The following is a 20,179-nucleotide window of genomic DNA, read 5'->3' on the forward strand; positions in this document are numbered from 1 at the left end:
GCACGGGGCAATGGCTCTCCTCTGGAAGGATCCGATGGGTATGAGCGAACACCAGCAAAAGGAATGGAAGGCAACTTGGCGCGATGAGTACCTGAAATGGATATGCGGCTTTGCCAATGCCGCGGGTGGTGTCCTGGAGATCGGGCGTAACGATGCCGGGGCGCCGGTAGACGTGGTCAATGCAGCACGTCTTTTGGAGGAGATTCCCAATAAGGTGCGCGATGTGCTGGGCATCATGGTGGCGGTGAATCTGCATCAGGAAGCTGGCAAGACGCTGTTGCAGATTGTGGTGCCTGCCTATCCTAGCCCGGTCAGCTACAAGGGGGAGTACCACTACCGCAGTGGCAGTACCAAGCAGGAGCTGAAGGGCGCGGCGCTGTCACGCTTTCTGTTGCGCAAGCAGGGCCTGCACTGGGATGGCGTGCCTTTGCCCGGCCTCGGCCTGGATGATTGCCTGCCCGCCGCGCTGCAGGGGTTTCGCACCCGTGCGGCGAAAAGTGGGCGGGTGGACGAAGCCGTACTGGAAGACAGCGACACCGCCCTGCTGGCCAGTCTGCAACTGGAAGAGGGGCAGTACCTCAAGCGAGCCACGGCCCTGTTGTTTGGCAACCAACCCGAACGGTTTGTCCCCGGCGCCTATATCAAGCTTGGTTTTTTCATCACCGATGACGATCTGCGTTATCAGGATGAAATCCATGGAGACCTGTTCTCCCAGGTGGAAAAGGTGCTGGAGCTGTTGCACAGCAAATACCTCAAGGCGTACATCCGCTACGAGGGCATTCAGCGTGTGGAACGCTATCTGTTCCCCTTGCAGGCCCTGCGCGAGGCGCTGCTCAATGCAGTGATCCACAAGGATTACGCCAGCGGCATCCCGATCCAGGTCAGTGTCTATGACCACCAGATCGTGCTCTGGAACCCAGGGCAGTTGCCTGAGCACTGGACCCGGGAGCAGCTGCTGGCCAAGCATCCGTCCCATCCTTTCAACCCGCTGCTGGCTTCGGCATTTTTCCGTGCCGGTTATGTGGAGTCCTGGGGGCGGGGCATTGAGAAGATTTTCAGCGAGTGCCGCAAGCACGGTATTGGCTCGCCGCTGTTCGATATCAGCTTGTCCGGTCTGATGCTCACTTTTCGTGCTGATCCGGCACAGCTGGTTGAGGCCTTGGGTGAGGCGGCCCTGACGGTGGTGGAGATGACTACCCAAGAAACTACCCAAGAAACTACCCAAGAAACTACCCAAGAAATCAGCTCGGAAACGGTTCGCGGGCAGATCGTCGCCCTGTTGCGTCAGCAGCCGCTGGCCACTCGGCGCGATCTGGCAAAACAGCTTGGCCTGAGCCCTGATGGGGTCAAATATCACATGGACAAGTTGCGAGCAGCCGGAGTGGTCCGGCATGTGGGGCCAACCAAAGGCGGGAGTTGGGAAGTGCTCATATGACGGCGGGACTGATTAGGGTGTGCCTTCGAGAATGAGCGGTATCGTCGAAGCAGGGTGGGTATAAGAGGTCTGAAGTGTTCACAAATGAGTATTTGTTACTAGGCCTCAACGGTCAGTGAGAAATGTGCGCTGAGGTCGGCTTTAGTCCGTTTTACCCATTTTTATGGCGTTTGCAGCGGCGTAACGCTCTCCTATACTTGCCCCGGTTTCGCCCTTGGCAATGGCCATTAGCTGTTCTCTAGATTGTTCATCCAGATATGCATGGCGGTCGTGTAAAAGCCTGTTTGCAGCGGTGCGATTGTGAGTAGACGCGTCGGTTCGCGAAATCTTCACTAACTCTTCGTCATTGCAGGTGCTGAATTGCTCCTTGGCATCCTGAAGTTTTTCGCTTTGCTCCTTGAGTGCGCGCATACCCTCTTGGGCGACATACTTGGTGGCCTTGATGATATTTTCTTTGGTGACTGTCGTCTTGACCGCTTCCTTGCCCTTGTCGATGGCGGTGTTTAGCAAGCTCTTCCAATCCATGGTGTTGTCCTTGCTTGAAGATAAAGACAAAAGCCCGTTTAACTACGGGCTTTTGCTAGAAGAACATTGACTGTTGCCCGTTAAACCTCCACCGCGGAGATGATTTTGGCATTACCTCGTTCTCTCTCTTTGATCTTCTCTTTGGCCTGACTGGCGCTGCTGGCTTGAACACTTGTAGTTGAAACTGATGAGCTACCAGTACGCGTGTAAGTCACTCTGAAGGTTTTGTTGCTCATGGTCTGGCTCCTTGACGATGTTCGCTATATCAGTAGCGATCCTTGTTACTTTTTTCTGTCGCAAAGACCCTAGCAGTCTTTTTTTGGATTGCCAGTATCGGGGAGGGCGTTTCAGAAGATTGGTAGGAGACGCGAGGAGGTCACCGCAACGAGGTTACGGTACAAGACAAAAAACAAAAAAGCCCCAGGTCATCAGACCTGGGGCTTTCTCGTTAAAGCTGGTGCACCCGGCGGGATTCGAACCCACGACCCCTGCCTTCGGAGGGCAGTACTCTATCCAGCTGAGCTACGGATGCAGTGCGGGCGACATCATACCTATGTCGACTCGGGGCGTCCACGCCGGTTTTCATCGAGCTTCTCCAGCCGTCGGCAATCCCCGGAAACCCGGGCCATAGCGGCAGTTTTTCCCGCTGAACCGGCCGTGCGGCCCCGCGCACCCTGCAGCCACATCCGTGCAATCACGGGGCACAGGGAGGTGCGGGAAATGAACTGTTCGATGCAAGACGGCCTGCAGGCAGCGCTGGCGGACCAACTGTTCGAGGCGAGCTGGAAGGCGGTGTTGCCCGGGTTGCAGCGGCGTGCCCGACAGTTGGCGCGAGGCAATGCCGATGGCGCCCAGGAGTGGCTGGCGGCCACGGCGATCAAGGCGCTGTTGTTCTTTCGCCGGTCGCCGGAGCGGATCCGTGACCCCCAGGGCTTCATGTTCCTGGTGCTTGATCATGTGTTTCTCGACAGTTGCCGCCGGCGAGCCCGGGAGCAGCGCCTGTTCGTGGATTTCGCCGATTTCGAACAGGATCCTCTGCAGCAGCTGGAGGCTCCGCAGTTATCGGTGCTGGAGCAAGTGGAGTTGCTGGAAGCCCTGGCCCTGCTCAGTCGACGGGTGGCGCAACTGCCGCTGAAGAAGCGCAGGTTGTTTGAACTCAAGTTTGTCGATGACCTGCCTTATCCGCACATTGCCGCCGAGCTGGGGATGAACCAGCCCCTGGCGCGCAAGCATGTACAGCTGTTGCGGGCGCAGTTGCGCTGATCCACCGCGAAGATTCACAGCCGGCCCGCTGAGGCGTTCTCCTTCAGTGAGCCTGTTTTTCGACGCTGTAGCCGGCGCCGCCGCCCCTGCGGTGGGCCATTCCATCTAAGGAGAGATGTATGCCAGATCCAATGGTCAACTCGCAGATCACCGATGCCGTCACCCAGACCAACGTCAAAGTGGTGGCCGAGGCCCCGGCCCAGGCCATCGCCTCGCTGTATCAGGTGGCAAGTCATTCGACGGGGTTGTCGTTGCAGAACGCGGTCAACAGCCAGCAGGCGCTGAACCAGATTTCCAATGCGGTGGTGTCCAAGGCCGTGGCGCTGATCATGGCGATCGGCGAGTAGGGCTGATGGCCCGGGAGAATCGTCATGGCGTGGTTCAAGAAGAAAACTCCACCTGCAGCTGCGGCCGATGAAACCGTGACGGCCGCTGGCGACCCGAGTACCGCTGTTCCGGCCACCGATCCGGCTGCGGCCTCGGTGAGTGCTGCCACTCCGGCGCCCGAGCCTGCAGGCGCCGACTCGGCGGCGGGTCCTCCGCTGTCGAAGTCGCCCGCGGGCACTGCGCGCTCTTCGGTGATGGAGACCATGAACGAGCAGATGCTGAAACAGGCCGCTACTCCCAGCACGGACAGCACCGCGGCCCTGAACAGCCAGATCGTCCAGGCGGTGCAGTTCACCAATGCCCAGACCTTCAGCTATGCCCCGGCACAGATCGCGATCGCGCCGGACATGATGATCAGCCAGGCCGCGGGCCTGGTGGCGCAGTCGGCGGCGGGGTACTTCGATGGGGTCAGCAAGCTGGCGCTGGCGGCCCAGGCGGTGCTGCTCAAGCAGATGACCGAAAACATCGTCAAAGAGAACATCAAGGGCGCGGCCGAGGATGCCCTGGGCGCCTTGGCCACGGACCTGCTGGTGGGGGCCGCGGCGGCGGTAGCGGCTGCCGCCGGGGCCATGGAAGCCGAAGCGGCGAGTGTGGCTATCGACAAGATCGACGCCAGCATCGCCAAGTACAGCGCCACCCTGGCCAATCGAGCGGCGTCCTCCTGAAACCCACGGCCCTCGGGCGCGCAAGGCGCCTGGGGAGCTTGTGCCCGAGGGCTCGCGCTGGTGCGTGTCCCTTGTCCCCCTGGCGTTGAAGTTCGACGGACCCGGTGCCCAGCGCTTCAACGCCATTCATCAATAAGGAGCATGAGATGGCGAATGAAGCCCCCAATGCGATCGCGACGATCCTCAGTTTTGCCGAAGCCTATTTGAAGCGCCCGTTGACCGTGGTCGAACGCCAGGTGCTGGAGGCCTTTGTGCAGAACAAGCCGCTGGACCTTTCCCAGGCCTCGCAACAAAGCGTCGACCAGGCGCGCCAGCGAGCCATGGAACTGATCCGCAACGACGAGCAGCGCACCCGGCAGGTGATCGATCAGGTGGCCGGCCCCGAAGCCGCCAGCCAGAACAATCCCCAGGCCCGGGAACTGGTGTTGCAGCAACTGCTGGCGGCTGCCGGCTCCCTGGCCCAGGCCCCGGCTGCGCCACCGCCGCCTGCGGTGGATGACCCCGCACTCAAGGGGATGATCACAGACCTGGTGCAGCAAGAAGTGAAGGCTGCGGTCGAGGTCCGCCTGGCCGAGCTGGCGCAGAAAGTCGAAGACACCCTCCAGCAGGTGATTGCGGGCAGTGGGCAATAACCCCCCGCTGAAATAAGCCACTGGCGCCAGGGGCCCGGGTTCACAGGAAAAGGCTTGCCACGTTCACTCAATGACACGGAATGCTCCGTGTTCTAACAAAGGAAGTTGAGCCATGCCACTTGTAAACGAACAAATCACCGATGCCGTCACCCAGACCAACGTCAAGGTCGTCGCTGAAGCGCCGGCCATGGCGATGGGCACCATCTACCAATCGATGGCCCAGGCCACCGCGATCCTGTTCCAGAACTCGGTCTCGGCGCAGCAGCAGCAAAACACCCTGGCCCAGGCCGCGACCAACCAGGGGGTGATGCAGATCTACAGCGTCGACACCACCGCTGGCGCTGCGGCCACCGAGAAGGTTGCCCAAGGCGGGGTTTCCGACAACCTCACCAGCCTGCTGACGGTGCTCAAGTCCTTCCAGGGCTGAGTCGCTGAAAGCGTGATCACCACCTAAGTTGTTCCTGCTAAAAAATGGAGTTTTTATGAGCACAGTCAGTCCGCAAATCACCGATGCCGTCACCCAGACCAACGTCAAGGTCGTCGCCGAAGCGCCGGCCATGTCGATGGGCACCATCTACCAATCCATGGGCCAGTCCGTGGCCATCCTGTTCCAGAACTCGGTTTCGGCGCAGCAGCAGCAAAACACCCTGGCCCAGGCGGCTACCAACCAGGGCGTGATGCAGATCTACAGCGTCGATACCACCGCCGGTGCGGCGGCCACCGAGAAAGTCGCCCAGGGCGGTGTGACCGACAACCTCACCAGCCTGTTGACGGTGCTCAAGTCGTTCAACAGCTGACCGTCACCAAGGCGTCACGCCAGCGCCCCCGCCGCCTATTGCAGGCTGCGGGGGCGCTGTCGTTTGCCCGGCGACTTGGGCTGCTGATCCGGGTTTTTTACCGCCAAGCGCCTTTACGTTCTTTTTTTCGAACAGCCTATTGTCCTTTACCCCCGTTGACCCTAGGATTCGTTTGAGATTTCAAACGCTCTTGCCTGGGTGCCCAACTGCACGTCTATCCTTGTGTGCGATATTTTCGTGCTTCAACCCAGTGAACGATTTTCCTGACGGCAGCCTTGTCACTGGCCGGTGACCGCGCGACAGCGCTCACTCCTCTGACCAGGTGCCTTTCTACAATCACAATTCGCCCCGCGTATGCGCGGTGCTGTTAAGGAAGCCGACATGCAGCTCAAAGACGCCCAGTTGTTCCGCCAACAAGCCTTCATCGATGGGGCTTGGGTCGACGCGGACAATGGTCAGACGATCAAGGTCAACAACCCCGCTACCGGTGAGATCCTCGGTACCGTGCCAAAGATGGGCGCCGCCGAAACCCGCCGCGCCATCGAAGCCGCCGACAAGGCCCTGCCGGCCTGGCGTGCCCTGACCGCCAAAGAGCGCGCCAACAAGCTGCGCCGCTGGTACGAATTGCTGATCGAAAATCAGGACGACCTCGGTCGCCTGATGACCCTGGAGCAGGGCAAGCCACTGGCCGAAGCCAAGGGCGAAATCGCCTACGCCGCCTCGTTCATCGAGTGGTTCGCCGAAGAAGCCAAACGCATCTACGGTGACGTGATTCCCGGCCATCAACCCGACAAGCGCCTGATCGTGATCAAGCAGCCGATCGGCGTGACCGCAGCCATCACCCCGTGGAACTTCCCGGCGGCGATGATAACCCGTAAAGCCGGCCCGGCCCTGGCCGCCGGTTGCACCATGGTGATCAAGCCTGCTTCGCAAACCCCGTTCTCGGCCCTGGCCCTGGTTGAACTGGCCCATCGTGCCGGCATCCCCAAAGGCGTGCTGAGCGTGGTGACCGGCAGCGCCGGCGACATCGGCGGCGAGCTGACCAGCAACCCGATCGTGCGTAAATTGTCCTTCACCGGCTCCACCGAAATCGGTCGCCAGCTGATGGCCGAATGCGCCAAGGACATCAAGAAAGTCTCCCTGGAGCTGGGCGGTAACGCGCCATTCATCGTGTTCGACGACGCCGACCTGGATAAGGCCGTCGAAGGCGCGATCATCTCCAAGTACCGCAACAACGGCCAGACCTGCGTCTGCGCCAACCGCCTGTACATCCAGGATTCGGTCTACGACGCGTTCGCCGAGAAGCTGAAAGTGGCCGTGGCCAAGCTGAAGATCGGCAACGGTCTGGAAGAAGGCACCACCACCGGTCCCTTGATCGATGAAAAGGCCGTGGCCAAGGTCCAGGAGCACATCAACGATGCCCTGAGCAAAGGCGCGACCCTGCTGGCGGGCGGCAAGTCGATGGAAGGCAACTTCTTCGAGCCGACCATCCTGACCAACGTGCCGAAAAATGCCGCGGTGGCCAAGGAAGAAACCTTCGGTCCATTGGCGCCGCTGTTCCGCTTCAAAGACGAAGCCGAAGTCATCGCCATGTCCAACGACACCGAGTTCGGCCTGGCTTCGTACTTCTATGCCCGTGACCTGGGTCGGGTGTTCCGCGTGGCCGAAGCCCTGGAATACGGCATGGTCGGGGTCAACACCGGTCTGATCTCCAACGAAGTGGCGCCGTTCGGCGGCATCAAGGCCTCGGGCCTGGGCCGTGAAGGTTCCAAGTACGGCATCGAGGACTACCTGGAAATCAAGTACCTCTGCCTGGGCATCTGATTTCGCTTCAAGCGCGGGGGGGCACGAGAGCGCTGTCCCTTTGCGCCGCTGTAAAAACGCACTTTTCAAGGTGGCCCGGGAAGGCTCCGACAGTCGATCAACGCATGCTGTCGCAGTCTCTTCCCCGCCCCGCAACCCTTGAATCACGCCGCTCCAGGAGCGGTGAATGAGGATTTTATGAGCAAGACCAACGCATCCCTGATGAAACGCCGTGAAGCCGCTGTCCCTCGCGGTGTTGGCCAGATTCACCCGATCTTCGCCGACAGCGCGAAGAACGCCACCGTCACCGACGTTGAAGGCCGCGAGTTCATCGACTTCGCCGGCGGCATCGCGGTGCTCAACACCGGTCACCTGCACCCGAAAATCATTGCCGCAGTGACCGAGCAGCTGAACAAGCTGACCCACACCTGCTTCCAGGTTCTGGCCTACGAGCCTTACGTGGAACTGTGCGAGAAAATCAACGCCAAGGTCCCGGGTGATTTCGCCAAGAAAACCCTGCTGGTGACCACCGGTTCCGAAGCCGTGGAAAACGCCGTGAAAATCGCCCGTGCCGCCACTGGCCGCGCTGGTGTGATCGCCTTCACCGGCGCCTATCACGGTCGCACCATGATGACCCTGGGCCTGACCGGTAAAGTCGTGCCTTACTCGGCCGGCATGGGCCTGATGCCAGGCGGCATTTTCCGCGCGCTGTACCCGAACGAACTGCACGGCGTGAGCATCGACGACTCGATCGCCAGCATCGAACGTATCTTCAAGAACGATGCCGAGCCACGTGACATCGCCGCGATCATCATCGAGCCGGTGCAGGGCGAAGGCGGTTTCTACGTTGCGCCCAAAGAGTTCATGAAGCGCCTGCGTGCCCTGTGCGACCAGCACGGCATCCTGCTGATCGCTGACGAAGTGCAGACTGGCGCTGGCCGTACCGGCACCTTCTTCGCCATGGAACAGATGGGCGTTGCCGCCGACCTGACCACCTTCGCCAAATCCATCGCTGGCGGCTTCCCGCTGGCCGGTGTCTGCGGCAAGGCCGAGTACATGGACGCCATCGCTCCAGGCGGCCTGGGTGGCACTTACGCCGGTAGCCCGATCGCTTGTGCCGCCGCCCTGGCGGTGATGGAAGTGTTCGAGGAAGAGCACCTGCTGGACCGCTGCAAGGCTGTCGGCGAGCGCTTGGTCACCGGCCTCAAGGCCATCCAGGCCAAGTACCCGGTGATCGGTGAAGTGCGCGCCCTGGGTGCGATGATCGCGGTCGAGCTGTTCGAGAACGGCGACAGCCACAAGCCGAACGCCGCCGCGGTGGCACAGGTTGTGGCCAAGGCCCGCGACAAGGGCCTGATCCTGCTGTCCTGCGGCACCTACGGCAACGTGCTGCGGGTTCTGGTTCCGCTGACTTCGCCGGACGAGCAACTGGACAAAGGCCTGGCAATCATCGAAGAGTGTTTCGCTGAGCTGGCGTGATGTCCGGGCCTGAAGGCCCGCTGTAAAAAAGCCGCTGGCGCCTTTGGCCCAGCGGCTTTTTCTTGCTGGTGATTCAGGCGCTGGCCAGCCAGCCCGCCAGTTGCTGCTGGACCCGTGGATCGAAGAGTTGATGACGGTCCATCCACTCATCGTTGAACACCGTGTCCAGGTACTTCTCGCCGCCATCACAGACCAGCGCGACGATGACGCTGCCCGGTGCTGCGTCCTGGAGGTACTTGAGTGCCTGATACACCACGCCGCCGGCCGAGCCGCCCAACAGCAAGCCATGCTCGCGCGCCAGGTAGCGGGCGGTTTCGAAGGCTTGGGCGTCGGAGACTTTCAACCCCGCATCGATCAGTGGGTAGTCGATCAACGCACCGATCTCGGCGCCTTCCGGCGTGCCCGTCCCGGACTGGTGATAACAGGCGCCGGGGCCGCCGAAAATCACCGAGCCGCTGGGTTCCACCCCCATGACGCGCACCTCGGGGTTATGGACTTTCAGGGCGCGGGCAGTGCCGCACAGCGAACCGCCGGTGCCCACTGCCCCAAACAGGCAGTGCAGCCGTTCACCCAGGACGTTGCGCAACTCCTCGGCCAGGGCCTGATAACCGTTGGCGTTGGCCGGGTTGTTGTGCTGCTGGGTCCAGTAGGCACCCTGTTCCCGGGCGATCCGCTCGGCGGTGGCATCGCGGTCGGCGGTGGCCAGGCCACCGTCGGCGCTGCCGACCCGCACCAGTTGCGCGCCGAAGGCCTGCATGCCCCGCAGCTTTTCCGCCGAGGAGTGATGATCGACCACCGCGGTAAAGCGATAGCCGCGTTCCGCCGCGAGCAGTGCCAGGCCCAGGCCGGTATTGCCCGAGGTGGATTCGACGATCCAGCCGCCGGGCTGCAGCAAGCCCTGGGCTTCAGCTTCATCGATCATTTGCCGGGCCATGCGAATCTTCGCGGTGCCGGTGGGGTTGAACTGTTCCAGCTTGAGCAGTAGTTGGCTGCCGTTGGCGGTTGCACACAACTGGAGCAGCGGTGAAGCGCCGATCAGATCGGAAACACGGTGCTTGATGCCGCAGGTGGCGGGTTGCGAAAGCATGATGACCTCGGAGTATTGAGCGGGCAGTAAAAGGGGCTCGGGTCAGGCAGTGACGGCGTTGTCGCGAAGTGGCTGGCATGGCTGTTCAACGCCGTGCTGCTACGGCAGCCAGCAAGCCTGCAAAGAACCGTGCGTTGTCCTCGGGCAGCCCCAGGGACATGCGGATGCAGCGTTCGTAGCCCGGCTCTCGCCATGCCTTGATGATGATTGCCTGGTCCAGCAGGCGCCGGTTGACCTCCTGGGCATCGACCCCGGTGTCGATGAACAGGAAGTTGGTACGTGATGGCGCCACCTTGAATCCTGCTGCGGTGAGTTGCGCTATCAATGGCTCTCGGGCCTGTTCGGCAAAGGCCCTGCTGCGCTGCACATGCTGCTGGTCGCCCAGGGCCGCGAGCGCGGCATGCTGGGCCGCCAGGTTGATGTTGTAGGGCGTACGAACCCGGTCCAGCGCCTGCACCAGGCTGGGGTCGCTGGCGATTCCGTAGCCCACCCGCAGCCCCGCCAGGCCATAGGCCTTGGAGAAAGTCCGGAGGATGATCCACGGCCGTGGCTGGGCGCGCAGCAGCCGCAGGGCATCGGGGAAGTCCGGAGCGGCGCAGGCGAACTCGTAGTAGGCCTCGTCGATCACCAGCAAGCTGTCGTTGGGAGCCGAGTCGATCAGTTGGGCGAATGCCTGCTGATCGAAAATCGTGCCCAGCGGGTTCGACGGGTTGCTCACCAGGAGCATCTTGGTCGGCAGCGCCAATGCGCTTTGCCAGGCGGCGAGGTTGCAGGAGAAGTCCGGGTTGGCTGCGACCTTGATCACCTGCGCCGCCATCATCAGCGGAAAAATCTCGTGCAGGCCGAAGCACGGCGACTGGGTGACGACCCGATCAGCGGGATCGAGGAAGGCCAGGCACAACAGCTCCAGCAGGTTCTCCGAGCCGTTGCCAATGATCAGGCGTTCGGGATCGCTGTCCAGTTGCTCCCCCAGGGCCCGACGCAGGCGCTGGCTCGCGGGGTCCGGGTAGCGGCTGTAGGCGTCGGCGGGGAGCTGCTCAAGGGCCGTGAGGGCCGCAGGGGCAATGCCCAGGGGGTTTTCGTTGTTGGACAGCTTGAGCAGGGGCTTGTCGGGGCAGCGCAGTGCCACCTGCTGCGGATCGGCCCCCGGGTCATACACCGGCAGCGCCTTGACGCTGCTGCGCAACAGATTGAGCACCGCTGTCGAGGGCGAGGGGGTCATGACGGCTCCTTGGTGGTCTGGGCGCCAGCGGCTGTGAGAGGGGTCGGTCGAGGTTGGGCGAGCAGGGCCTTGAGCTGCTTCTCGAATGAGATCAGCAGCAGGCTGGCGGTGACCGCGAGGCCGATGGCCAGGCCGATCCAGATGCCATAGATGCCATTGGGATTGAGTATCCCCAGCACATAGGCGGCGGGCAGGCCTACCAGCCAATAGCCGCACAGGGAAATGCGAAAAGGCCCGGCGGTGTCGCCGATGCCCCGCAGGATGCCGTTGCCGATGTTCTGGCTGGCATCGAAGAATTGCAGCACTGCGGCAATCAGCAGGCCAGTGGCGGCCAGGGCCAGCACCTCCTGGTTGGTGGCCTGCTCGGCGGAAATGAACAGCCCGACGATCTGCTGCGCAAACAACAGGTAGAGCACCGCGAACAGCAGCATCAGCAGGCCGCCCGCCGCCAGCCCCATGTGCCCCAGTTGCCGGGCGCGTGGATAGTGGCCTGCGGCATAGGCTTCGCTGATGTGGATCGAGGCCGCGTGGGAAATCCCCGCAGAGAACATGAAGACGATGTAGATGATCTGGTTGAGCACGGTCTGTGCGGCCAGTGCCTCCATGCCCAAGGTGCCGATCAGCAGGGTCAGCACGCTGAAGAAGCCCGCTTCCGAAGCGTAGGTCCCGGCGATGGGCAGGCCGAGTTTCCACACCGCGTGCAGGGTCGCCCAGGAGCAGCGCAGTTGCCTGGGGGCGAGGTACTGCGCCAGCGTGCGGTTGCTCAGTACCACCGCGAGGAACATCAGGCATGACAGCAGGAACACCAGGCTGCTGGTCAGGGCCACGCCCTCGAAACCCAGGGCCGGCAAGCCGAGCTTGCCGTACACCAGCCCATAGTTGAGGGCCACGGTGAGCCCGATGGAAACCAGGGTGATGGCCAGCAAGGGGCCGGGTTGCTTGAGGCCGACGGTGAAGTGCCGCAGGGTCTGGAACCACAAGCACGGCAGCAGGCCCGGGGCGAGGATGCTCAGGAAGCGCACAGTGTCGGCGGCCACCAGCGGGTCCTGGCCGAGCCAGATCAGCGGTCGCTCCAGAAGCAGCAGCACGCCAATGAACAGCAGGCCGCTGAGGGTGGCCCAGAACAGCCCGGCTACCAGCAGGTGGCTGATCTGCTGCGGGTCCTGGCGCGCATTGGCCTGGGCCACCAGATTGCTGACGCCAGTGACCAGGCCGGTGCCAGTGGTACGCAGTTGATTGAACAGGGCGATAGCCAGACCGCCGGCCGCGATCTCCCGGGTGCCGAGGGTGCCTAACACCAGGATATCGATGGTGGTCAGCGCGACGTGGGCCAGGTTGGTCAGGATCAAGGGCCCGGCGAGCAGCAGCAGGGGCAGGAATTCAAGTTTCCACAGCGGCCAGCCGCGCAGGTTTGCGTTCACCATAGCTTGACCCTCTGTCCACGGTTGGCGGCCAGGGCCAGATCGGCCAGGTAGCGTCCCAGGGCGACGTCGGTGACCACCATGCCGCTGTTGTAGGCGAAGACCACATCCTGCTCGTGGCGTCGTGCCGGTGCGTGGCCAAGGAGGATGTCCGGCAGCTCGGCATCCACCGCCGGCAGGCTGCCGTCGGCGGCGGCGAGGTCGGCGCTGGTGACGCGCATCTGGGCGCTGTCGGTAGCAATGCGGTAGTCGGCGCCATGCAGCACATCGGCATCGATCCCGTAGCCCACCAGCACCGCCACGGCACCGGGCTTGAGCCAGGCACGGCGGACCTGCTGGCGGGCAGTCAGGCCGGCGACCCCAAGAATGATATCGGCGTTCGCCGCGGCTTCAGGCAGGTTGCTGACCACCTCGACGTCGCGCCCCGGGCAGTGCCGTTGCAGTTGCTCGCGCACGGCTTTGAGGCCTTCGGCGTAATGGCCGTAGACCTGCAGTCGCTCCAGGCCGGGCAGGGCGGCGACCAGCATCGGCAAGGCCATCTGTCCTTGCACGCCCGTGCCCACCACCAGCGCGGTACGCGCTTCGGGGCAGGCGGCCCGGGCCATCAGCGCCGAGGTGGCGGAGGTGCGCATCGGCCCCAGCTGGGCCACGTCCATCAAGGCGATGGGTTGGCCGCTGTGGTCATCGCAGAGAAAGATGAAGGAGTGAAAACCGTAGGCGTCGCGCTGGCGTTGCGGGTCGTGTTCGTACACCACCTTGAACCCCAAGGTCTGGCTGGCGCCGTCGCGGCCGACCATGGAGTAGCTGATGGAGCGCTGGTCGGCAGGTTCGACGATGGTCTTCAGTGGGTTTTGCGAATCGCCTTGGCGCAGGGCGATATAGGCCTGCTCCACCACTTTGAGCACATCGACATAACGTATACCCAGGTCTTCCAGGGCGGTTTGCGGCAGCACCCAGAGCTCGCCGGAGGCAGCGTATTGCGTTGAGCGGTTCATCCTGATTCCTCTTGGCAAACAAAAACTCACGCCAGCCCGTCGAGCTTCCAGCGCAGGGCGTGACCGTCGAGCTCGACGACCACCTTGTGGGGCAGCCGGGCCTCATGAAAGGGCGACTCGTTGGAGTCCATCTGGTAGCCGGCGGTATTCAGGTAGAGCAGCAGGTCGCCGGGGCGCACCGGGTGCTCGAAGCGGATCTTGCGCCAGGTCAGCATGTCGGCCTCCAGGCAGCTCGAACCGCCGATGCAGGCAACAAAGGGCGCGGGTTCGCGGGGGCTGGCGGTGAGCAGCACAGGCTCTGGCAGGTACTCGCTGTTGAACCACTGTTCCGAGAGGCTGAAGCTGCTGCCCTCGACCGTGACCATGGCGTAGCCGTGGCTGGTGCTGCGGTCCTTGACCGCCTGGACCCGGAACGCGCTGAGGCCGGCTTGGTCCAGCAGCGCGCGCCCTGGCTCGATGAGCAGTTCGATCGCCTGCCGGGCGGCCTTCTGTCCCAGGTTCAGGCCGTCGCCAACGGCGCTGGCGAGGAGGTCCGCCAAGGCCTCGGCACCGGCCCGGGGCGAGCCGTAGGGATAGAACCCGGCGAAGGCCCGAGCCGCGTGGTAATGGGCCGGGCGATTGTTTTCGCAGAAGGCTTTCCAGGCCTGCGGGTCGACATAGCGCACGGCCAGGCCACCGCCCAGGTTGACCTTGCTGCAGTGTTCCAGGCCGGCTTTGCGGGCGGCGATGCATTGCTCGAGCAATTGGTTGGCGGTGCTGGCGCGCTCTGCCACGGAGTAACCGCCGAGGTGGAAGGAAAACCCCAACAGCTTCAGCCATTGACGCTGCGCGTAGCAGTAGGCGATAGCCGCCTGGCACTCTTGTTCCTGGAGGCCGAAGCGGCTGTCGGGCTGGCTGTCGGGCTGCCAGCGCAAGAGGATGTTGACGGGCTGCTGGCGTTGTTGGGCCATCTGTTGCACGCGCTGCAACTCTGCCAGGGAGTCGATGGCCAGCAAGCACTGATGACTGATGCACAGGGCCAACAGACGGTCGCTTTTCTCCGGCCCTGAGACCCCGATGTGTTGCCCCGCAACCCCTCCGGCCAGGGCCTTTTCCAGCTCACCGACACTGGCCACGTCGACGCCGATTCGTTGCGCTGCGCAGGCCTGTACCAGGCAGTCGGCCTTATTGGCTTTCTTCGCGAACAGCAGCGAGCCGCTGGCCGGGCTCTGTGCGAAGGCCTGCTGGAAGCGTCGAAGGTTTTCCGTGAACACCTGGGGCAACATCACGTGCAGGGGCGACCCCAGGCCTGCCACCAGGCGCTGCAGTTCTTCCGGGTAGTGGCGCAAAAGTCGTTCCACCAGCGGGTGCCGCAGGCTGCTCAGTGAGACGCTGCCAGGGTCGGCGGCGATGGGGTGATCGCAGGAGGGCTGCTGCATGACTGACATGTTCATCCTTGGTTGAGTCTGGGGCCGTGCCTGGTGCTCAGGTCAGAATTCGAAGCGGGCCGAGAAGAACACCTCACGCTCGCGGCCCACCTCCAGCCCGCCCTGGTAGTAGGTGCTGGCGTAGTAATAGGTGTTGGTCAGGTTCTTGCCGTGCACCCGATAGGTCACCGGCGTCCCGCCCAGGCGGGTCTTGTAGCTGGCACCGGCGTCGAGCAAGGCGTAGCCGGGGATGTAGCCGCTGTTCTGCGGATCCACCGGGCGGCTGCCGACCATACTCAGGCTGCTGTCCACAGACAGGCCGGGCAGGCTTTGCACCTGGTACTCGGCCCCCAGGGCGCCTTTCCATTTCGGCACGCCCTCGGTGCGCTTGCCGGCCACGCTGATGTCGTCCACGGCTTCGAGGCGGGTCGCCAGGTAGGCGAGGTTGGCGTTGAGGGTCAGTGAGTCGGTGAGGCGGTCGTTGAGCGTGAGTTCGATACCGCGATGGCGATATTCGCCCTTGCTGACGAAGGTGTTGCTGGTATCCAGGTAGCTGGCGTTACGGCGGATCTCGAACAGTGCCAGGCCCAGGTTGATGCGCGAGTCGATCTCGGCCTTGAGGCCGATCTCGTATTGCTCGGACTCGATGGCGTCGGTGGGCTGGTTCTTGTTGGTGGCGTTCCAGGGCGCGTAGTCGCCTTTTTCCAGGCCGCGGGAATAGCTCACGTAGGTCATCAAGTTTTCCAGCGGGCGATAGATCAGTGCCCCGCTGGGGATAAACACGTCGTGGCTCTGGGGCTGGGCATTGGCCGACAGATGATCGGCGCGGTACCAGATGTAGCGACCGCCGAGCAGCACTTGGAACTGCTCGTTGAGGGAGATCAGGTCGCTGGCGAATACCGAGCTTTCCTTGATTCGGGAGACGAATTCGATGTCGTTTTCCGGGCCGAAATGATGTTTGGGCGGTTGCACCGGATGCAGGATATTGCCCACTGAAACATCACCGACGCTGATCCCCGGTGTAGCGCTGTTGATGTCGTCCCAGGCCGGGCTGCGGTCCTTGAACTGCTTGTAGCCGGTACCCAGGAACACATCGTGGTAGAGCGTGCCGGTGTTGAATTTGCCGGCCAGGTAGGACTGCAACGACCAGGTGCTGAACACCTCGCCGCGCGAGACGTAGAAGTCGGCCCGGCCGATATCGCCGTTGGGCTGGATGTCGAACAGGTCGTTGTAGCCTCCGTGGCGCTCGACCCGCGAGTAGTTGGCCTGGGTGATCGAGGTCCAGTTGTCGTCGAGGCTGTACTCGAACTTGGCATCAATATTCTTGCCTTCGGTCTGGTGCCGGAACCAGGAGCCGGTGAGCAGGTCGCGGCGGTTGACCCTGGGTGGCCGTACATAGCTCGAAGCATCCAGCGGGTTGGCGCGGTGGCTCTGGTCGGCTCGCAGCAAGGGGTCGGCCACCGTGGATTTCCACGACCAGTCGGTATTGAGCTGCAGCAGCGCCCGGTCGCTCAGGCGAAAGTCGGTGGCCAGGCCGATGAATTTGCGCTCCAGGTCCCGGGCGTGATCGTAGTCGCCGTTTTTCTCGTAGCCGGCATTCAAGCGGTAGCCGAACGTGCCGTCGTCGATCGAGTTGCTGTTGTCGATGGCCACGTAGCGGCCGGTCAGCGACGAACCTTGCAGGGTGAGATTGAGCAGCGGGTCGCGGGTCGGGCGCTTGAGGATGTAGTTGATCGTGCCGCCGGGTGAGTTGACGCCGTACAGAAAGCCCGAGGGGCCCTTGAGTACGTCTATGCGCTCGACGTTTTCCAGTGGCACGTCATGGTGCGGTGCCAGCGTCAGGCCGTCGCGGCGCAGGGTGTTGAAGTTGTCCATGGCGAAGCCGCGCAAGCGGAAGTTGTCGAAGCCACTGCCGGCCGATGCACTGAGGATCGACGGGTCCAGGCTCAGTACATCGACTGCGGTTCGCGCAGACGAATCGGCGATGGTCTTGGCTCCGTAGCTCTGGATCACCAAGGGTATTTCCAGGGTGTTCTTGGCACCGAATGCCCCGGCATTGACTTCAAAGGCATCGTTCAGCGGTGGGGCAATGACCCGGGTTGCATCGAGGCCCAGGACCGGCGCCTTGCGCTCGTCTTCGGTCTCTTGTGCTTGGGCGGCAGGCAGGCCGGAGAAAGCTGAAACAACGCTGGCAAAAACCGTGAAGGCACAGCGTGCCGGTGATCCGTACAACTCGTTCATCTGTAGTCCCTTAACTCAACGGAGTGTGCAATTGCGCCGCTGTTCCAACCTGCAACCGCTGTGGCTAGCCGATGAGCATGGCTCTGGTACTGAGGCCGAAGGCACTGCTGGCGTCAGCTCTCAGCATGAGAACCGTTATCAATGGATACATTATAACGTTTTGTTTTTTGGCGCAACGCTGCACTATGCTGTCCCTTGTCGGTGGGTCGCTCGGCGCCTGGAGGATTTTTTTCAACGGAGTTTGTTGAATTTTTGCGGAGCCATCGGCGTTTTGGCCTGTATGAATCCTGCTGCTTTGACTAAGGTGCACCCATAGTTACCGGAGCGTGCTGCATGACCGCTGTTGATTTACCTGCTGTACCTCGCGTGCTGATTGCCGAGGCCGACCCCTGGTCCCGTGATCTGCTCAAGCAAGTTCTGTTGAACGTGCGCTGTGACGCACGCCTGGACCTGTGTGCCGACGGTCAGGAGGCCATGGACCTGCTGAGCGCCATACCCTACGACCTGATCATTGCCGACTGGGAGCTGCCGGGCGTTGATGGCCTCTCGGTACTGCGCGCGGTGCGCCAGCGCAAGCGCAATCCGTTGCAGCCGTTCATTCTGCTCAGTGCGCGCAACGACAGCGCCAGTGTGCGCGAGGCGCTGCCTTTGGCGCCCACTGCCTACCTGACCAAACCCTTGAACTTGGAAGGCCTGACCCAGCGCCTGCAGGGGCTGTTGCTGGCCGACGGCCAAGAGGTTTCCTGCGAGGTGCCGGCGCTGGCTCCGGGCATGACCTTGTGGGATTTTCTCGAACGCCGGCGTGAGACCGCCGACGGTGCCCCGCTGCTGACCGACGTGCAACTGGCGGTCAAGCGCAGCCTCAGTCCCAATGACCTGGACCTCAAGCTGCTGCAAGACGAACTGCACACCGACCCCCAGGTCACCGCAGTGCTGATTGCTGCTGCCAACAGCGCCGCGCAACACAATGGCGATGGCGTGCAAACCTTGTCCCAGGCCCTGCATCAGTTGGGCACCGGGCAGAGCATGAACCTGATTCTCGGCCTGGTCCTCAAGCGCAGCGCCCGTCTCAGCGATCCAGCCTTGGCCGACTACGCCGAACGTTACTGGGGCTTGTCACTGCACACCGCTGAATACGGCCGGACCCTGGCCCGCCTGCTGGATCTGGACCAGGAACGCTGTTACTGCGCCGGCCTCTTGCACCGACTCGGTGACCTGGCCTTGCTGCGTTGCCTGCAAGAGTGGAAGCAAGCCGGGGGCGAGCTGGACGACCAGGAAGAGATCGGTGACGCCCTGGAGCGCTTTGGCGCCGCCTACGGCTCAGCCCTGCGCACCCGCTGGCGCATGCCTCTGGAGCTGCGTGAACTGATCGCCTCGATCTACCAATTGGGTGGTGGTGTCTACTCCCGCGAAGCCCTGGTGATGAACCTGGCGGCGCAATTGGCGCGGCTGACACCCACCGAGGGCGTGGAAGCGGTAGCCCGTAGCAAGACTGCGCGCCTGCTGAAGATTGGCTTGCCGGAGCTGACCCGCCTGCGCAAAGGCTGATGGCAGGAGCCGGCCTGCCGGCGAAACGCCGCAGTCTAGCGCTGGCCAGTCCTCAATTTACCCCGTGACGATACGGTTCTTGCCCTGGCGCTTGGCCTCGTACATGGCGGCGTCGGCGCGGGCGAACAGGCTGTCGAGGTTTTCATCTTCCGCTAGCAGGCCGGTCAGGCCCTGGCTGATGGTGATGTTGAAGGCCTGGCCGAGGTGGCTGAAGTTCTGGCGCTGGATCTCCCGCTGCAGGCGCTCGGCGACCTGCTGTGCCATTTCCGCAGTGCAACCGGGAAACACCGCGGCGAACTCCTCGCCGCCTATGCGCCCGAACAGGTCGCCGCGGCGCAGTGCCGCGCGCCCGCTTTCAGCAATGCGTTGCAGCACGATGTCACCTTCGGGATGGCCGTAGGTGTCGTTGACCACCTTGAAGTCGTCGATGTCCAGCAGCAGGAAGGCCAGGGGCAAACCGTGCAGGCGAGAGTGTTCGAACTCGCGATTGGCGCATTCGAAGAAGTGTCGGCGGTTGCTGCTCTGGGTCAGCACATCGGTGGTCGCCAGGCGATGCAGCTCGGCTTCCAGGTGTTTCTTCTCGGTGATGTCTTCGGCGATACCGACCACGATGACCGGCTGCCCGGGCTCGGGGTTGCGATTGATGAAACACTTGTCGCTGAGCCAGCGTACCTGGCCCTCGGCGTCGATGATGCGGTACTCGCGATCTTCCACCGCGCCTTTATCCAGGACCTGGGCCAGGCTGCGCTCGGCATATTCCAGGTCATCAGGGTAAATGCTGTCGCGCCACTGGTTGCAGTCCGCCAGCAACAGCCCGGCAGCGCGGCCGAAAATCCGTTCGTAGGCCGGGCTGACGTACAGCACCTGGCGTTTCTCCCAGTCGAAGGCCCAGAGCACCGCGTTGACGCTGACCAGCAAGGAACTGAACAACTGCTCGCGCTCGGTCAGGCGAGCGACCTCGCCCTGGGCGTGCATCAGGGCCATCAGGGTTTGTGCGGCCTCGGGCCACAGGGGCAGCGAAGATGGAGTGTGTAGGTTCTTGTTGACCATCGGCACAGATCTCAAAGGGCGTGCCGCGCGAAGTTCGACGGCGGCTACAACCAAGCCCGCCTGGGTGGCGAAGTGTTGTTTGAGATAGGGGATCGGGCGCTAAGTTCCCGGCTGTGCTCGCGATACCAGAAGCGCCCGCCAGACGGTCGATCGAGTCCGGAGGGCGCCTTTTTGTCGGTGCCGGATCGCCGCCAAGCGCCCTCACCACAGGGTGGTGAGGGGC

Annotated in this window: 19 protein-coding genes and 1 tRNA gene; 10 read left to right on the forward strand and 10 right to left on the reverse strand. The window is 62.8% G+C overall.

Annotation, left to right across the window (positions count from 1 at the left end):
- Positions 1 to 40 precede the first annotated feature (40 nt).
- The gene (locus tag GV819_RS04610; RefSeq protein WP_161753942.1) at positions 41 to 1,435 is read left to right on the forward strand and encodes an ATP-binding protein; all 1,395 of its coding nucleotides are present in this window, start codon (positions 41 to 43) and stop codon (positions 1,433 to 1,435) included.
- Between the two features lie 141 nt (positions 1,436 to 1,576).
- On the opposite strand, the gene GV819_RS04615 is transcribed toward GV819_RS04610, so the two are convergent.
- From GV819_RS04615 to GV819_RS04620, 3 genes are all read right to left on the reverse strand, one after another.
- Entirely contained in the window at positions 1,577 to 1,960 is a 384-nt protein-coding gene (locus GV819_RS04615) for a hypothetical protein (protein WP_161753944.1), read from the reverse strand.
- An 80-nt stretch (positions 1,961 to 2,040) separates the two neighbouring features.
- Positions 2,041 to 2,196, reverse strand: a complete 156-nt coding sequence (locus tag GV819_RS32920) for a hypothetical protein (protein ID WP_178124653.1) — start codon at positions 2,194 to 2,196, stop codon at positions 2,041 to 2,043.
- Positions 2,197 to 2,415: 219 nt separating this feature from the next.
- Positions 2,416 to 2,492 (reverse strand) — tRNA-Arg (locus GV819_RS04620).
- A gap of 188 nt (positions 2,493 to 2,680) precedes the next feature.
- Here GV819_RS04620 and GV819_RS04625 point away from each other — a divergent pair.
- From GV819_RS04625 to gabT, 8 genes are all read left to right on the forward strand, one after another.
- On the forward strand, positions 2,681 to 3,223 hold the full coding sequence (locus GV819_RS04625; RefSeq protein WP_161753946.1) for an RNA polymerase sigma factor: 543 nt from the start codon (positions 2,681 to 2,683) through the stop codon (positions 3,221 to 3,223).
- A gap of 119 nt (positions 3,224 to 3,342) precedes the next feature.
- Positions 3,343 to 3,570, forward strand: a complete 228-nt coding sequence (locus tag GV819_RS04630) for a RebB family R body protein (RefSeq protein WP_092318452.1) — start codon at positions 3,343 to 3,345, stop codon at positions 3,568 to 3,570.
- Between the two features lie 24 nt (positions 3,571 to 3,594).
- Positions 3,595 to 4,275 carry a hypothetical protein gene (locus tag GV819_RS04635; protein WP_161753948.1) on the forward strand — a complete coding sequence of 227 codons (681 nt, stop codon included), beginning with the start codon at positions 3,595 to 3,597 and terminating at the stop codon, positions 4,273 to 4,275.
- Positions 4,276 to 4,421: 146 nt separating this feature from the next.
- Positions 4,422 to 4,907: a hypothetical protein gene (locus tag GV819_RS04640; protein ID WP_161753949.1), complete on the forward strand. Its 486-nt coding sequence runs from the start codon at positions 4,422 to 4,424 to the stop codon at positions 4,905 to 4,907.
- Positions 4,908 to 5,019: 112 nt separating this feature from the next.
- Positions 5,020 to 5,334 carry a RebB family R body protein gene (locus GV819_RS04645; protein WP_025128569.1) on the forward strand — a complete coding sequence of 105 codons (315 nt, stop codon included), beginning with the start codon at positions 5,020 to 5,022 and terminating at the stop codon, positions 5,332 to 5,334.
- Between the two features lie 55 nt (positions 5,335 to 5,389).
- A complete protein-coding gene (locus GV819_RS04650; protein ID WP_161753951.1) occupies positions 5,390 to 5,704 on the forward strand; it encodes a RebB family R body protein in 315 nt (104 codons plus the stop codon).
- 381 nt (positions 5,705 to 6,085) lie between these two features.
- Entirely contained in the window at positions 6,086 to 7,528 is a 1,443-nt protein-coding gene (gene gabD / locus GV819_RS04655) for an NADP-dependent succinate-semialdehyde dehydrogenase (RefSeq protein ID WP_161753953.1), read from the forward strand.
- A gap of 177 nt (positions 7,529 to 7,705) precedes the next feature.
- On the forward strand, positions 7,706 to 8,986 hold the full coding sequence (gene gabT, locus GV819_RS04660) for a 4-aminobutyrate--2-oxoglutarate transaminase (RefSeq protein WP_161753955.1): 1,281 nt from the start codon (positions 7,706 to 7,708) through the stop codon (positions 8,984 to 8,986).
- A 73-nt stretch (positions 8,987 to 9,059) separates the two neighbouring features.
- Here the strand turns inward: gabT and GV819_RS04665 are convergent, their stop codons facing one another.
- The 6 genes from GV819_RS04665 to GV819_RS04690 all read right to left on the reverse strand — a co-directional run bounded on the left by GV819_RS04665 (position 9,060) and on the right by GV819_RS04690 (position 17,358).
- Positions 9,060 to 10,073, reverse strand: a complete 1,014-nt coding sequence (locus tag GV819_RS04665) for a PLP-dependent cysteine synthase family protein (protein ID WP_161753957.1) — start codon at positions 10,071 to 10,073, stop codon at positions 9,060 to 9,062.
- 85 nt (positions 10,074 to 10,158) lie between these two features.
- A complete protein-coding gene (locus GV819_RS04670; RefSeq protein ID WP_161753959.1) occupies positions 10,159 to 11,295 on the reverse strand; it encodes an aminotransferase class I/II-fold pyridoxal phosphate-dependent enzyme in 1,137 nt (378 codons plus the stop codon).
- Positions 11,292 to 12,719, reverse strand: coding sequence for an MATE family efflux transporter (locus tag GV819_RS04675; protein WP_161753961.1), 1,428 nt, complete (start codon positions 12,717 to 12,719; stop codon positions 11,292 to 11,294). The genes GV819_RS04670 and GV819_RS04675 overlap by 4 nt, the downstream gene beginning before the upstream one ends.
- Positions 12,713 to 13,711 carry an ornithine cyclodeaminase gene (locus GV819_RS04680; RefSeq protein WP_161753963.1) on the reverse strand — a complete coding sequence of 333 codons (999 nt, stop codon included), beginning with the start codon at positions 13,709 to 13,711 and terminating at the stop codon, positions 12,713 to 12,715. The genes GV819_RS04675 and GV819_RS04680 overlap by 7 nt, the downstream gene beginning before the upstream one ends.
- A gap of 26 nt (positions 13,712 to 13,737) precedes the next feature.
- The gene (locus tag GV819_RS04685; RefSeq protein ID WP_218579748.1) at positions 13,738 to 15,138 is read right to left on the reverse strand and encodes an alanine racemase; all 1,401 of its coding nucleotides are present in this window, start codon (positions 15,136 to 15,138) and stop codon (positions 13,738 to 13,740) included.
- A 42-nt stretch (positions 15,139 to 15,180) separates the two neighbouring features.
- Positions 15,181 to 17,358, reverse strand: coding sequence for a TonB-dependent siderophore receptor (locus tag GV819_RS04690; protein WP_161753965.1), 2,178 nt, complete (start codon positions 17,356 to 17,358; stop codon positions 15,181 to 15,183).
- 333 nt (positions 17,359 to 17,691) lie between these two features.
- Between GV819_RS04690 and GV819_RS04695 the strand changes: the two genes are divergently transcribed.
- On the forward strand, positions 17,692 to 18,906 hold the full coding sequence (locus GV819_RS04695; RefSeq protein ID WP_161753967.1) for an HDOD domain-containing protein: 1,215 nt from the start codon (positions 17,692 to 17,694) through the stop codon (positions 18,904 to 18,906).
- 57 nt (positions 18,907 to 18,963) lie between these two features.
- On the opposite strand, the gene GV819_RS04700 is transcribed toward GV819_RS04695, so the two are convergent.
- Positions 18,964 to 19,956, reverse strand: a complete 993-nt coding sequence (locus tag GV819_RS04700) for a GGDEF domain-containing protein (protein WP_161753969.1) — start codon at positions 19,954 to 19,956, stop codon at positions 18,964 to 18,966.
- Positions 19,957 to 20,179: the final 223 nt, after the last annotated feature.

Origin of the sequence: Pseudomonas sp. Fl5BN2, assembly GCF_009908205.1 — a bacterium.
Lineage (GTDB): Bacteria > Pseudomonadota > Gammaproteobacteria > Pseudomonadales > Pseudomonadaceae > Aquipseudomonas.

Excerpts from the sequence above, each read along its gene's own strand:
- GV819_RS04625 (WP_161753946.1), top strand. The coding sequence starts at position 2,681 with ATGAACTGTTCGATGCAAGACGGCCTGCAGGCAGCGCTGGCGGACCAA.
- GV819_RS04665 (WP_161753957.1), bottom strand. The coding sequence starts at position 10,073 with ATGCTTTCGCAACCCGCCACCTGCGGCATCAAGCACCGTGTTTCCGAT.
- GV819_RS04670 (WP_161753959.1), bottom strand. The coding sequence starts at position 11,295 with ATGACCCCCTCGCCCTCGACAGCGGTGCTCAATCTGTTGCGCAGCAGC.
- gabD (WP_161753953.1), top strand. The coding sequence starts at position 6,086 with ATGCAGCTCAAAGACGCCCAGTTGTTCCGCCAACAAGCCTTCATCGAT.
- GV819_RS04700 (WP_161753969.1), bottom strand. The coding sequence starts at position 19,956 with ATGGTCAACAAGAACCTACACACTCCATCTTCGCTGCCCCTGTGGCCC.
- GV819_RS04675 (WP_161753961.1), bottom strand. The coding sequence starts at position 12,719 with ATGGTGAACGCAAACCTGCGCGGCTGGCCGCTGTGGAAACTTGAATTC.
- GV819_RS04685 (WP_218579748.1), bottom strand. The coding sequence starts at position 15,138 with ATGTCAGTCATGCAGCAGCCCTCCTGCGATCACCCCATCGCCGCCGAC.
- GV819_RS04695 (WP_161753967.1), top strand. The coding sequence starts at position 17,692 with ATGACCGCTGTTGATTTACCTGCTGTACCTCGCGTGCTGATTGCCGAG.
- gabT (WP_161753955.1), top strand. The coding sequence starts at position 7,706 with ATGAGCAAGACCAACGCATCCCTGATGAAACGCCGTGAAGCCGCTGTC.
- GV819_RS32920 (WP_178124653.1), bottom strand. The coding sequence starts at position 2,196 with ATGAGCAACAAAACCTTCAGAGTGACTTACACGCGTACTGGTAGCTCA.
- GV819_RS04610 (WP_161753942.1), top strand. The coding sequence starts at position 41 with ATGAGCGAACACCAGCAAAAGGAATGGAAGGCAACTTGGCGCGATGAG.
- GV819_RS04635 (WP_161753948.1), top strand. The coding sequence starts at position 3,595 with ATGGCGTGGTTCAAGAAGAAAACTCCACCTGCAGCTGCGGCCGATGAA.
- GV819_RS04615 (WP_161753944.1), bottom strand. The coding sequence starts at position 1,960 with ATGGATTGGAAGAGCTTGCTAAACACCGCCATCGACAAGGGCAAGGAA.
- GV819_RS04690 (WP_161753965.1), bottom strand. The coding sequence starts at position 17,358 with ATGAACGAGTTGTACGGATCACCGGCACGCTGTGCCTTCACGGTTTTT.
- GV819_RS04630 (WP_092318452.1), top strand. The coding sequence starts at position 3,343 with ATGCCAGATCCAATGGTCAACTCGCAGATCACCGATGCCGTCACCCAG.
- GV819_RS04650 (WP_161753951.1), top strand. The coding sequence starts at position 5,390 with ATGAGCACAGTCAGTCCGCAAATCACCGATGCCGTCACCCAGACCAAC.
- GV819_RS04640 (WP_161753949.1), top strand. The coding sequence starts at position 4,422 with ATGGCGAATGAAGCCCCCAATGCGATCGCGACGATCCTCAGTTTTGCC.
- GV819_RS04645 (WP_025128569.1), top strand. The coding sequence starts at position 5,020 with ATGCCACTTGTAAACGAACAAATCACCGATGCCGTCACCCAGACCAAC.
- GV819_RS04680 (WP_161753963.1), bottom strand. The coding sequence starts at position 13,711 with ATGAACCGCTCAACGCAATACGCTGCCTCCGGCGAGCTCTGGGTGCTG.